The 12,872-nt window shown below is 68.9% G+C and carries 11 protein-coding genes; 5 read left to right on the top strand and 6 right to left on the bottom strand.

Annotated features, from left to right (window positions below; translation table 11 throughout):
* Positions 1 to 16: 16 nt before the first annotated feature.
* The 4 genes from BJY22_RS33455 to BJY22_RS33440 are packed head-to-tail and all read right to left on the bottom strand — an operon-like array spanning position 17 to position 4,835.
* Complete coding sequence (locus tag BJY22_RS33455; protein WP_167214991.1) at positions 17 to 1,276, bottom strand: alpha-L-fucosidase; 1,260 nt, start codon at positions 1,274 to 1,276, stop codon at positions 17 to 19.
* Positions 1,273 to 2,928 carry an extracellular solute-binding protein gene (locus BJY22_RS33450; RefSeq protein ID WP_167214988.1) on the bottom strand — a complete coding sequence of 552 codons (1,656 nt, stop codon included), beginning with the start codon at positions 2,926 to 2,928 and terminating at the stop codon, positions 1,273 to 1,275. Before BJY22_RS33450 ends, BJY22_RS33455 begins: the two co-directional genes overlap by 4 nt.
* Before the next feature lie 12 nt (positions 2,929 to 2,940).
* Positions 2,941 to 3,846 carry a carbohydrate ABC transporter permease gene (locus BJY22_RS33445; protein WP_238350535.1) on the bottom strand — a complete coding sequence of 302 codons (906 nt, stop codon included), beginning with the start codon at positions 3,844 to 3,846 and terminating at the stop codon, positions 2,941 to 2,943.
* A complete protein-coding gene (locus BJY22_RS33440; protein WP_238350534.1) occupies positions 3,843 to 4,835 on the bottom strand; it encodes an ABC transporter permease in 993 nt (330 codons plus the stop codon). The genes BJY22_RS33445 and BJY22_RS33440 overlap by 4 nt, the downstream gene beginning before the upstream one ends.
* A 152-nt stretch (positions 4,836 to 4,987) precedes the next feature.
* Between BJY22_RS33440 and BJY22_RS33435 the strand changes: the two genes are divergently transcribed.
* The 5 genes from BJY22_RS33435 to BJY22_RS33415 all read left to right on the top strand — a co-directional run bounded on the left by BJY22_RS33435 (position 4,988) and on the right by BJY22_RS33415 (position 11,560).
* Positions 4,988 to 6,034 carry a hydroxyacid dehydrogenase gene (locus BJY22_RS33435; RefSeq protein WP_337759711.1) on the top strand — a complete coding sequence of 349 codons (1,047 nt, stop codon included), beginning with the start codon at positions 4,988 to 4,990 and terminating at the stop codon, positions 6,032 to 6,034.
* Positions 6,035 to 6,096: 62 nt separating this feature from the next.
* A complete protein-coding gene (locus BJY22_RS33430; protein ID WP_337759710.1) occupies positions 6,097 to 7,914 on the top strand; it encodes a DUF2264 domain-containing protein in 1,818 nt (605 codons plus the stop codon).
* Positions 7,874 to 8,974, top strand: coding sequence for a LacI family DNA-binding transcriptional regulator (locus BJY22_RS33425; protein WP_167214982.1), 1,101 nt, complete (start codon positions 7,874 to 7,876; stop codon positions 8,972 to 8,974). Before BJY22_RS33430 ends, BJY22_RS33425 begins: the two co-directional genes overlap by 41 nt.
* 126 nt (positions 8,975 to 9,100) lie before the next feature.
* Complete coding sequence (locus tag BJY22_RS33420) at positions 9,101 to 10,423, top strand: ABC transporter substrate-binding protein (protein ID WP_167214979.1); 1,323 nt, start codon at positions 9,101 to 9,103, stop codon at positions 10,421 to 10,423.
* A gap of 117 nt (positions 10,424 to 10,540) precedes the next feature.
* Positions 10,541 to 11,560: a LacI family DNA-binding transcriptional regulator gene (locus BJY22_RS33415; RefSeq protein ID WP_167214976.1), complete on the top strand. Its 1,020-nt coding sequence runs from the start codon at positions 10,541 to 10,543 to the stop codon at positions 11,558 to 11,560.
* Between the two features lie 19 nt (positions 11,561 to 11,579).
* On the opposite strand, the gene BJY22_RS33410 is transcribed toward BJY22_RS33415, so the two are convergent.
* Complete coding sequence (locus tag BJY22_RS33410; protein ID WP_167214973.1) at positions 11,580 to 11,996, bottom strand: VOC family protein; 417 nt, start codon at positions 11,994 to 11,996, stop codon at positions 11,580 to 11,582.
* A gap of 36 nt (positions 11,997 to 12,032) precedes the next feature.
* Positions 12,033 to 12,869, bottom strand: coding sequence for a cytochrome d ubiquinol oxidase subunit II (locus tag BJY22_RS33405; RefSeq protein WP_167214970.1), 837 nt, complete (start codon positions 12,867 to 12,869; stop codon positions 12,033 to 12,035).
* Positions 12,870 to 12,872 lie beyond the last annotated feature (3 nt).

Raw genomic sequence — 12,872 nt, 5'->3', positions numbered from 1 at the left:
CTCGAAACGGGGAAGCTCAGTCGCGGAGGAAGAGCTCGATCACGCAGCTGTCGACCTCGGGCGCACGGTTCGGGAGCTTGAGCGTCAGCGTGTTCTCCGGCAGCCCGGTCAGGTACGTGTGACCGGGAGCCGACGGATCGACGGTCACCCGCTTGACCTCCGACGCGTCGTGCAGGAACTGCGCGTACTCCACCCGATCGCCCAGCCCGGGCAGATGCAGATGCCCCATCGGCCAGGCGAACACGTGCAGGTACAGCCGCCGGCCGTTCTGCGTGTAGCGGCAGTCCGCCGGCGGGACGTACGCGCTCGGCCCGCAGCCGCGGATCGAGCGCTCGTGCAGCCGCATCCAGGACCCGATCCCGGACAGTACGTCGAGAGCGCGCGGCTCCCATGCACCGCGGCCGTTCGGGCCGACGTTGAGCAGCATGTTGCCGCCCTTCGAGACCGAATCGACCAGCATCCGGATGAGCAGCGCCGGCGACTTCCAGTCGTGGTTGTCCCGGTGATAGCCCCAGCTGCCGTTCAACGTGTGGCAGGCCTCCCACGGCACCTGCGTACCGTTGCCAGCGGCAACCTCGTTGCCGGGCGGCTGGACCTGCTCGGGTGTGGTGAAGTCGCCCGATCCCAGACCGAGCCGGTTGTTCACCAGGATCCCGGGCTGCAGCTCCTTCACCATCGCGAGCAGTTCCTCGGACCGCCACTCGTCCGGGCCCTTGGCGTTGAACCCGCGATCGGCGTACGAGAAGTCGAACCACATCACATCGATCTTGCCGTACCCGGTGAGCAGCTCACGGACCTGTCCGTGCAGGTAGTCGGCGTACTTCGAGACGTCGCGGTTCGCCGTACGGTCGATGAAGTCGACGTCCTTGCGCTGCGGGTGGTACAGGTCGACCGGGAACTCGGGGTGATGCCAGTCCAGCAACGAGTGGTACAGCCCGATCTTGAAGCCGCGCTCGCGGAACACGTCCACCATCGGCGCGAGCAGGTCCTTGCCCCACGGCGTGTTCGGCGCCGAGTAGTCGGTGAGCTTGGAGTCCCACAGGCAGAAGCCGTCGTGGTGCTTGGTGGTGATCACCAGGTAGCGCATCCCGGCGTTCCACGCGTCCTCGGCCCAGCGCACGGGGTCGTAGAGATCCGGCTCGAAGTGGTCGAAGTACGGCTGGTAGTCGGCGTCGGTGAGTTGCTCGTACGACTTCACCCACTCGTGCCGCGCCGCGGCCGCGTAGATGCCCCAGTGCACGAACAGCCCGAGCCTCGCCTCGGTAAGCCAACTCATCGCGGGCTGGCACCGCCGTTCAGCGCCGACTCGAACTCGCCGCGGATCTTGTCGCCGCCGTCCTTCGCCCACTTCTTCAGCGCGGCGTCGAACGCGGTGATCGGCTTGCGGCCCGCGATCACGTCGTTGCGGACGTCGGTCAGCGCCTGCCCGATGTCGCCGCCGGACTTGTCGTTGGTCGGCGAGATCAGCGACGCGGTCGGGTCCTTCACGACCATCCCGATCAGCTTGGTCAGGTCCTCGTGCGCGCGCTCGACGTACGCCGGGAACTGGGCGTTGTAGAGCGCCTGCGGCGGGGCGGTGATGTACTTCCACGGCACGGTCATCTCGGCCTCGCCCTTGCTGGTCAGCTTCGGGTTGCCCTGCGCGTCGCGGGTGAAGTCGACGCCCTCGACGCCGTACGTCAGCAGCAGGTTCTCGGTACTGCCGAACGGTGCGGCGAAGAAGTCCGCGACCTTGAGCAGTTCCTTCGCGCGCGCCTCGTCCGACTTCTTCATCAGCGTGTACGCGAACAGGATGTTGTCCGACCAAGTGTTCGCCTTGCCGCCCTTCGGTGCCATCGGCACGAACGCGCGCGGATCGTTCTTCGGGTCCAGCCGGGACATGTCCTTCACGTAGCCGGAGTACGCCGGGAAGCCGTCGTACACCAGTGCGCCCTTGCCGGCCCGGAACGCGTTCTTCCGCGCGGTGCCGTCGATACCGTCCGAGCCCGGAACCAGGACACCGGCCTTGACCAGTTGGACGGCGAACTCGAGGGCCGCCTTGTACTCGGGCGTCTCGAAGCTCTTCACCAGCTTGCCGCCGTCCTCCTTCCAGCCGTACGGCACGCCGAACATCTGCTGGATCATCGTGAAGAACGTGTTGCCCTTCGAGTTGACGATCGCCCACTGACCCTGCTGCGGTTTGGTCAGCTCCTTGCAGGCAGCCAGGAAGTCCTCGGCTGTCGCCGGGTACTCGATACCCGCGGCGTCGAAGAGCCGCTTGTTGTAGAAGCCCGCGCCGCCGGTGATGCTGCGCGGGATCGGCAGCCCGTAGATCTTGTCCTGCACCACACACGCCTGCCAGATCACCTGCGGGATGTTGGCCAGGTTCGGGTAGTCCTTGACCTTGTCACCGGACAGGTACGGCGTCAGGTCCGTGCACTTTGCCGACAAGAAGGCCGGCAGATTGTTCACAAGAGTCGCATCGGACAACAGGACCAGGTCCGGTAGCTCGTTGGCGGCCAGCACGGTCTGGAACTTCGTCGCCCAGTCGCTGTCCGGCACGATCGTCAGGTCCAGCGTGCCGCCGAGCTTCTGCTCGACCGCCTGCCATGCCGCGTTCTTGTCCTTGGCCGGCGGCAGCGGATCGAAGATGTCGGTCATCACGCTGACCTTGCCGCCGGACAGCGGCGGTGTCTTCACCGTGGTGACGAGATCCTTCGGGTACGTCAGGTATCCCGGCGGTACGCCGTCCGCGGTGCCGGCCAGATCCGGCTTCGGGCCCTGGAAGGCGACGTACGTCGGCAACGTCACCGAGGAGGCCCGCGCGGTGCCGGCCGCCGTACCGCCGTTGCTGCAGGCAGCCAGGGCGGGTACGCCGGTGGCGCTCATCACGGCGACACCGACGGCGCTGCGCAGGAAGTTCCGGCGGCTGAGGGGAGGGGTGGTCACGATGGGTTTCTCCTAACCTTTGATGGCGCCGGTGAGTACGCCCTTGGTGAAGTAGCGCTGCAGGAACGGGTAGACGCAGAGGATGGGAACGAGTGCCACGACGACGACGGCCATCTGCACGGCCTGGATCGACGCGACCGCCTCGCCGGGGGATTCGGTGCCGCCGCCGACCGGCTGCCCCTGCAGGACGTAGAGCCGCAGGACGAGCGGCAGCGGCCACTTGGCGGTGTCGCTGAGGTACAGCAACGCGTTGAAGAACGCGTTCCAGTGCCCGACGGCGTAGAACAGCGCGACGACGGCCAGGACCGCCTTCGACAGCGGCAGGACGATCCGGAGCAGGATCGCGAGATCGCCGGCGCCGTCGATCCGGGCACTGTCGAGGAGCTCGGCCGGGATGTTCTGGAAGAAGTTGCGCAGGACCAGGAAGTTGAAGGCGCTGACCAGTCCCGGCACGATCAGCGACGCGTACGAGTCGTACAGCCCGAGCGCCTTGACCAGCAGGAAGTTCGGGATGATGCCGGCGCCGAACAGCATCGTGAACAGGACGGCGCTGAGCACGAACCGTCCGCCGACGATGGGCCGGCTGAGCCCGTACGCGAGCGCGATCGTGACGACCAGGTTGAGCGCCGTACCGATGATCGTGATGCCCGCGCTGACCAGGAGCGCGTGACTGACCACGCCGCCGGCGAAGATCGTCTTGTACGCCGCCAGTGTCGGCTCGCTCGGGAAGAGCGGGATGATGCCGCCCCGGCGGGTGATCTCGGCCTCGCCGGCCAGGCTGGTGGCGACGATGTTCACGAACGGGTACAGCACCAGCAGGCAGACGATCGCGATCACCACCCCCTTGACCGCCAGCCCGGCCTTGGTCGGCGCCTCCATCCAGGGCGGCCGGTTGGAGGGGCGCTGCGAGGTCTTCATCTCGAGTAGATCCCTTCGTGGCCGAAGCGGTGGGCGAGTTTGTTCGCGCCGAGGATCAGGACCAGGCCGATCACGCCCTTGACCAGCCCGACGGCGGCGGCCGGACCCCACTGGCCGTCGAGCACGCCGTGGAAGTAGACGTAGGTGTCGAGGACCTCGGCCGCGTCGGCGCCGACCGCGTCGCGCTGCAGCAGGATCTGCTCGAAGCCGACCGAGAGAATGCTGCCCAGGTTGAGGATGAGCAGCAGCAACGTGACCGGCACGATGCCCGGCAGGGTGACGTGCCACAGCCGCCGCCACCGGTCCGCGCCGTCGATCGCGGCGGCCTCGTAGTGCTCGGTCTCGATGTTCAGCAGCGCGGCGAGGTAGATGATCGTGCCCCAGCCGGCGTCCTTCCAGATAAGCTGCAGTGTCACCAGCCAGGGGAAGAACTCGGGGCTGGTCATCAGGTCGACCCGCGGCAGTCCGAGCTCACCGAGCAGCTGCGGGAGCAGGCCGGTGCCGCCGATCAGTTGCTGGCTGATCGAGATCAGGATCACCCACCCGATGAAGTGCGGCAGGTACACGACGCTCTGCACGAACCGCTTGATCCTCGGGCTGATGATGCTGTTCAGCAGCAGCGCGAGTCCGATCGGCGCGGGGAAGAACAGCACGAGCTGGAGTACGGCGAACTTCAGGGTGTTGAGCAGTGCGCGGTAGAAGTCCGGCTCGGCGAACACGCTGAAGTTGGCGAACCCGACCCACGGGCTCTCCTTGAAGCCGAGGTACGGCTGGTAGTCCTGGAAGACGATCACGTTGCCCAGCAGCGGCACGTAGTGGAACACCACGAAGAACAGGAAGCCGGGCAGGACCAGCAGCAGCATCACCCGGTCGCGGCGCAGCCTGGCCCGCAGCCCGGGTCCGGCGTACGCGTCCCGTGCCGCCCGACGGGCGGCCCGCCCGGCGGCGCGGTCCGGCGCGCGGCCGGGGGATCGGCTGACGCGATGCATGATGCGCCTCCTGATAGTAAGCGTTTGCTGTCTCGATTGGCAGCAACCATGAAACGTTCACCGCCTTGCTGTCAAGCACTTGTGGAACTTGTCTTGACCGATGCGGCGTCGGCTGCCTACGGTTTCTAGTAACCGTTTACTAGGAGTGATCCGTGCCGAACCCTCGATCCGACCGGGACAGCAGTCCGCGGTTGCGCACCCTTGTGGCGATGCCCGCGGAGAGCTGGGCGGAGGTGGTCACCCCCGCCGCCCGCGACCGGCTGGAAGGGGTCGCCGAGCTGCTCGGTCTGCGGCCGGACGGTGCACCCCGGTTGGAGGCGTCGTTCGCGGACCTGGCGGACGAGCTCGCCGCGGCCGAGGTGCTGCTGACCGGCTGGGCGTGCCCGCGGATCACCGCCGACGTACTGGACGCCGCGCCGAAGCTGCGGGCGATCGTGCATGCTGCCGGGACGATCAAGACGTTCGTCGATCCGGTCGTGTTCGACCGCGGCGTGGAGGTCTCGTCGGCGGCCGCGGCGAACGCGATCCCGGTGGCGGAGTTCACGGTGGCGGCGATCGTGCTGGCGGGGAAGCGGGCGTTCCGGCACCGCGACTGGTTCCGGGTCTCCGGGGTGAAGCGGCCGTTGCCGGGGGCCCCGGTTCTCGGCACGCTCGGTACGACGGTCGGCGTCCTCGGAGCCTCGCGGATCGGGCGTCTGGTGCTGGAGCGGCTGCGCGGACTCGACGTCGAGGTGCTGGTCAGTGATCCGTATCTGAGCCCGTCGGAGGCTGCGGAGCTCGGTGCGCGGTGGTGTGAGTTGCCGGAGTTGTTCGCGGCCAGTGACATCGTGAGCGTGCACGCACCGCTGCTGCCGGAGACCGAAGGGCTGGTGTCGGCGGAGTTGCTGGCCGCGATGCCGGACGGCGGGGTGCTGATCAACACGGCCCGCGGCCCGGTGGTGGATCATGTGGCGCTGGAGCGTGAGTGCGTCTCCGGCAGGCTCGACGCGATTCTCGACGTCACCGATCCCGAGCCGCTGCCACCGGATTCGCCGCTGCTGCAGCTCCCCAACGTCTTCATCACGCCGCACATCGCCGGTGCCATGGGCAACGAATCCACCCGCCTCGGCGACGCCGCCGTCGCCGAACTCGAACGCCTCGCCGCCGGCCGCCCGCTCGCCCACCCCATCCACCGCGACGACCTCGGCCGCATCGCATGACCCCCACCCCAGCACCCCAGAACCTGCCGCCCCACGGCTGGTTGCCGGCGCCGGATCGGGTGGTGTCCTCGCGGACGGGGTACACGCGGGAGACGTGGTTGGCGGTGGCCGATCACCTGCTCGATTCCTTGAAACCATGGTTCTCGGACAGTGGCGCGCAGGTGCGGTTGCCGGGGCGGGGGAGTTGGTCGGGCGCGGACTGCGACGGGCTGGAGGGGTTCGCCCGGTCGTTCCTGCTGGCCGCGTTCCGGATCGCTGCGACAAACGGCGACGATCGGCTGGTCGAGCGGTACGCGCGTGGACTGGTGGCCGGCGCGGCGCGGGAGTGGCCGCGGTTGACGCCGTGCTCGCAGCAGATGGTGGAGGCGGCGGCGATCGCGGTCGGGCTGCACGAATCGCGGGCATGGCTGTGGGACAAGCTCGACGTACCTGAGCAGCAGGTTGTCGTGGACTGGCTGAGCGGGTTCGTCGGATCGCGGACGTGGGACAACAACTGGCGGCTGTTCCAGGTGGTCGGTGAGCAGTTCCTCGCGTCCGTCGGAGCGCCGTACTCACAGGACGACATCGACGCGGGCCTCGACCGGATCGAGGACTGGTACGTCGGCGACGGGTGGTACTCCGACGGTCCTGGGCAGAACTTCGACCACTACATCGGCTGGGCCATGCACCTGTACCCAGGCCTCTGGACCCGGATGGCCGGGCCGACCGCCGACGACCGGCTGGCCACATATCGCGAACGCCTGCACCGCTTCATCGAGGACGCCGTCCACCTCACCGGCTCGGACGGTGCGCCGATCCACTTCGGCCGATCGCTGTGCTACCGCATGGCCACCGCGGCGCCGTACTGGATGGGTGCGCTCCTCGACGCCACGCCGTTGACTCCCGGCCAGACGCGTCGGCTGTGCTCCGGAACGCTCCGCCACTTCGTCGACCACGGTGTCCCCGACGAGCGAGGCCTGCTCACCCTCGGGTGGCACCACCACTTCCTCCCGACCACGCAGCCGTACTCCGGTCCCGCGTCGCCGTACTGGGCCTCGAAAGGATTCCTGGGCCTCCTGCTGCCGGCCGACCACGAGGTCTGGACCGCACGCGAGGCCGCACTGCCGCTCGACGAACACGACCAGGTGCGCGCGATGCCGGCCCCGGGTTTCCTGATCCAGGCGACCAAGCACGACGGCATCGTCCGTCTGCTCAACCACGGCAGCGACCACGGCGGCGAAGGCGACCCGCACTACAACCGGCTGGCGTACTCCACCCGCACTGCGCCCGAACTCACTGACGAGGCGATCGACAACCACATCACTCTCTCCACCTGCGGTCCGCGCAGGCGCATCCGGCGGGTCGCCGTGGGGGCGAGTTGGTGGGAGGCGGACGGCGCGCGGATCGAGGTCGCGTGCGTCGTCCATGGGCGGATCGAGGTCCGATGCGTGCTGGTGCACGGGCCGGAGGGGGCGGTGCGGCACGGCGGCTACGCGGTCGCCGGAACCGTCCGCCCAGCGGTGGAGTCAGATGAGCTGTGGGCCCAGGCGACCCGCCAAGATCGGCTGACCAGCGTCGTCGTCGGCCTGCATGGTTACGACCGTGCCGGCGTCCGGCGTGGACTGGACTCGAACGCCTTCGGGCCGCATTCCGCGACGCCGTACCTGGAAGCGCAGCACGACGGGAAAGGTCCGCAGGTGCTGGTGTCCGCGGTGGTACTGTCCGGCGACACGGTCTGGCCGCGGCAACTGGCCGAGAGCATCGACGTGGCAGTGGACGGGTGCCACGTCGCGGTGCGGTTCGCCGACGGTACCCAGGCCGACGTACAGCTGGACGCGCAGGTGGACGAGGAGGTGCGTGATGACGGCGGAACCGCCCCGGTCACGGGCGCGCCGGCGTGACCCCGAGGCCGCCCGGACCATCCGCGACGTGGCCGCCCGTGCGGGCGTCTCCACCGCGACCGTCTCCCGTGTTGTCAACGGCAACTATCCGGTCGCGGCCTCGACCCGGGCCGCGGTCGAACGCGCGATGCGGGACCTCGGGTACGTCGCCAACGCGCACGCCCGCGCACTGGCCGGCTCCACCACGCGGGTCGTCGGCATCGTGGTCAGCGAGATCGTCGACCCGTTCTTCGCCTACATCGCGCGGGGCGTGCAGGCCGAGGCGCTGTCGTCCGGCCGACTCTGCCTGGTCTGCTCGACACAGGGCGGTGACTCCGCCGAGCTGCGGTTCGTCGACCTGCTGCTCGAGCAGCGCGCCGACGCGGTGATCCTGGTCGGCGGCGCGGTCGAGGACCAGGAGTACTTCGCGGCGGTCGGGCAACGCGCGCGCCAGCTGGCGAACAACGGTTCCAGCCTCGTCCTCTGCGGACGGCCGGGGCTGGAGGCAGGCGTACCGGCGTACGCCGTCGAATACGACAACACCGGTGGGGCCGCGGCGATCACGGACCACCTGCTCAGCGCCGGCCACACCAGGATCCTGTACCTCGGCGGCCCGACCACGCTGTCGACGACGACCGCGCGGCTGCGTGGCTTCCGCCAGGCGTTCGCGGCCCGCAAGCTCGAGCACGACGAGGCCCTGGTCCGGACCGGCGCGTTCGGCCGCCAGTGGGGGTACGACCAGACGCTGCGCGCGCTCGACGACGGGCTCGACTTCACCGCGGTCTTCGCCGCCAACGACATCGTGGCCGCGGGCGTGTACGCCGCGCTGCGCGAACGCGGCCTCAGCATCCCGGGCGATGTCTCGGTGGTCGGGTACGACGACGTACCGGTCGCGGTCGAGCTGCGGCCGGCGCTCACCACGGTCCGGGTACCGCTGGAGGAGCTCGGGCGGGCCGCCGTACGGGCCGGTCTCGCGGGTCAGGAGCAGAGCGCGGACCCGTTCGCGCACCAGCAGCAGGTGACCACGCTGGGCACCGTCGTCGTGGTCCGCGACTCGGTCGCCCCGCCGCGGTCCCGGTGATCACGCACAGCTAACTCCCGGTGACTGTCAAGATGCTTGACATATCCATTGCGGACGCTTGAGACTCAGCTCACTTTCGCGATCCGAGAGCGCTCTCAACCCGTCCAGTTCCAGGGAGCACCGAACATGCGGCCCAGTGCCCGCTATCGCCCCGTAGCCGGCTTGCTGGCCAGCGCCGGGGTCCTGCTCGTCGCCGCCTGCGGCGGAAACGCCGGCGCGCCCGACGCCGCCCGCGAGCAGACCGACGGACCGAAGATCGAGCTCACCATCGCGACCTTCAACGAGTTCGGGTACGCCGACCTGTACGCGGAGTACGAGGCCCAGCACCCGAACATCACGATCGTCGAGCAGAAGGCCAAGACCGTCGACGACCACGTCAAGAACCTCGACGCGAACCTGCGCACCGGGACCGGACTGGCCGACATCGAGGCGATGGAGGTCAGCTGGATCTACAAGTACCTGGCCAAGGCCGACAAGTTCGTGGACCTGCGCAAGTACGGCGCGGACGAACTGAAGGACCGCTGGCTGGACTGGAAGGTGGCCGGGGCGACCACGCAGGACGGCAAGATCATCGGCTACGGCACCGACATCGGGCCGGAGGCGATCTGCTACCGCCGCGACCTGTTCGCGAAGGCGGGGCTGCCGACCGACCGGGCGGAGGTGGCCAAGCTGTTCGAGGACTGGCCGTCGTACTTCGCCACCGGCCGGAAGTTCAAGCAGCGCGTCCCGGGTTCGGCGTGGTACGACTCCGCGGTGCTGACCTGGGAAGCGATGCGCAACCAGCTCATCCAGGCGTACTACTCCAACGAGGACCGCTTCCTCGGTGCGGAGAACCCGCTGCTGAAGCGGACCTGGGACCAGGTCGTGGCCGGAAGCAAGGACGGGCTGTCCGCGCGGCTGCCGGCCTGGAGCGATGCGTGGAACGCCGCCTTCCGGACCGACAAGTTCGCGACCATCGCCTGCCCGGGCTGGCTGCTCGGCGTGATCCAGGACAACGCGGGCGCCTACGGCAAGGGCAAGTGGGACGTCGCCGACGTGTTCCCGGGCGGCGGTGGCAACTGGGGCGGCTCGTACCTGACCGTGCCGGTGCAGTCGCCGCATCCGGAGGAGGCCGCCAAGCTCGCGGCCTGGCTGACCGCGCCGGAGCAGCAGGTGAAGGTGTTCAAGAAGGTCGGCTCGTTCCCGTCGACGCTCGACGCGTACGACGACCCGCAGGTGAAGTCACAGGTCAACGCGTACTTCAACAACGCGCCGGTCGGGCAGATCTTCGTCAACCGCGCCCGGAACGTGATCCTCAAGCAGCACAAGGGTCCGCGCGACGGCGAGATCAACCAGATCTTCAGCGCCGCCCTGTCCCGCGTCGACGACGGCAAGCAACCGTCGGCGACCGCGTGGGAACAAGCTCTCGACCAGGCGGACACGGTCGCCAACACCCGCGTCGGCAACTGAAGCTGGAACAGAAGTTATCTGCCAACACGCCTGCTTCGGCGGCCAACGACTGACGCGCGTTCGGCCGGGGAGGTACTACGGTGTGAACGCAGGCCTGTCGAGAGTCGAGGAGGGCCGATGAACGAGTCTGGTTCTCCGACGCTGGAGCAGGTCGCGGCGCTGGCCGGGGTGTCGCGGGCGACCGTCTCGCGGGTGGTGAACGGATCGCCGAAGGTGCTGCCGGACACGGTCGCCGCGGTCGAGCACGCGATCCGCGAGCTGGGCTACGTCCCGAACCGGGCGGCCCGCGCGCTGGTGACCCGTCGTACGGACTCCATCGCGATCGTCGTGCCGGAGCCGGACAGCCGGGTGTTCTCCGATCCGTTCTTCGCCGGCATGCTCAGCGGTGTCAGCCGGACGCTCGCACCGACGTCGTCGCAGCTCGTGCTGCTGATCGAGCCGGCTCCAGAACCGACCGGAGCCGACGACCAGCGGCTCCTGCGGTACCTGCGCGGCGGGCACGTGGACGGCGCGATCATCATCAGCCACCACGGCCGCGACAACGTCCTGCAGGAGCTGGCGCAACTGCCGCTGCCGATCGTGTTCAGCGCCCGGCCGCTCGGCGTCGACGTACCGGTCGCGAGTGTGGACGTCGACAACGTCGCCGGCGCCCGGACCGGCGTCGAGCATCTGCTCGCGATCGGCCGCCGCAAGATCGGCACGGTCACCGGGCCGCTCGACATGACCGCCGGCATCGACCGGCTGACCGGCTACCAGGAAGTGATGAAGGAAGCCGGCCTGCCCACGATGATCGCGTACGGCGACTTCACCGCCGACGGTGGTGAACAGGCCACCCTGAAACTGCTCGACGATCACCCGGACCTCGACGGGCTGTTCGTGGCCTCGGACCTGATGGCCACCGCCGCCCTCCGCGTCCTCTCCCAGCGCGGCCGGCGCGTCCCGGCGGACGTCGCCGTCGTCGGCTTCGACGACTCGGTGCTGGCCACCACGACCACACCGAAGCTGACGACCGTCCGCCAGCCGGTGGCCCAACTGGGCGCCCGCCTCGCCGAGATCCTGCTCGCCAAGATCGCCGGCGCCGACCTCACCAGCCCCGAGATCTACGCCACCGAACTGATCATCCGCGACAGCGCCTGACCAGACCCTCGCCGGCGGCCTACCGCTCCGGGGCGACGCCTGTCACCTGGCCGTGTTGGTCTGTGGTGTAGAGCCCCTTGCTGAGATCGACGAGGACGAGCCGGTTGCCGAACGGGTCGGACACCGTCGCGACGCGCCCCACCGGGATCTCGCCGGGGCCGCTCAGGAGCTGACCGCCGGCGGCTGTGATCACCTCGACGGCCTCGTCCACCGATCGCACCAGCCAGTTGGGCTCGGGCGGCAAACCTGTCGAGAGCACGATCTCGGTCGCCGACTCCGGACAGCGGAGGCCGGCCTGGCCGAGATCGTCGTTGCGCCATAAGAGGTCATGTCCCAGCCCGTCCCGATAGAACCGCAGCCCTGCGTCGAGGTCGGGAACGGTGAGAACGACCGCGTCGACGCTGCGAAGTACCGGTCCGGGAGCCTGAGCACTCATGGTCGGCATTGTCGCCCGCAGGTCCGACAGTTCCGGCTACGGCGGGTCGTTCTGGAATTGGAACTGGACGCGGATCGAGCTGTCGAGGGGGAGGACGAGGGTGGTGTCGGAGGCGGACCAGGTGTGGGGGACCAGGAACAGGCGGTCCTCGCCGACCACGAGCAGGCGGAGGCCGCGGTAGCGGTAGTTGAAGGTCTGGCCCGCACCCGCGCGAAGAGCGGTCTCCTCGAGGCCGGGGGAGCGCAGGGCGAGCTTCTCCTTCGTGTCGAGGATGACGACCGGGAAGCGGTTCAGCTCCCGGGCGTGGGACTTGGCCAGGCCGCGGCCGGAGTACTGGGCGGTGGTCGCGGTCGCCCAGAACGCGCAGGTGACCGTGACGACGGCGAGCAAGGCGATGAGGATCCGTTGCGGACCGAGCTTGGGGTCGGCCTTGCGGCGCAGATAGGTGAGGTAGGCAAGGACCGCGGCGGACATGCCGATCACGGCCGGCACGATCAACGCGTAGTACGGGATCCGACCGATCAGCGGGTACGCGAGGAGCCCGGCGACGCCGAGGACGAGGACTACGGTGGTGATCCGGGCGGCCCGCCGTACGGCGACCGACGTCGGGTGGATCGCGTTGTGCACCAGGAGCCCCGCGACCGCAAGCAGCGTGATCACGAGCAACGGCACAAGCAGGGGCTGCGGACTGCGCATCACGTAGTCCTGCGTGCTCAACCCGATCGTGTCGACGTCGATCCCGAAGTACTCGTACTGCGACCGCGCGGACACGTAGCCGAAGTAGAAAAGCAGTGCGCTGAGCAGCGTCACGGGCGTGATGATGCCCGCGGCGAAACTCACCCAGCGCTCGGCCTGCGACCGCTCGTCCGCCATCGG

Origin of the sequence: Kribbella shirazensis (assembly GCF_011761605.1) — a bacterium.
GTDB lineage: Bacteria > Actinomycetota > Actinomycetes > Propionibacteriales > Kribbellaceae > Kribbella > Kribbella shirazensis.
Note: the sequence above shows the minus strand (reverse complement) of the source record. Positions and strands in the feature narration are given on the sequence as shown.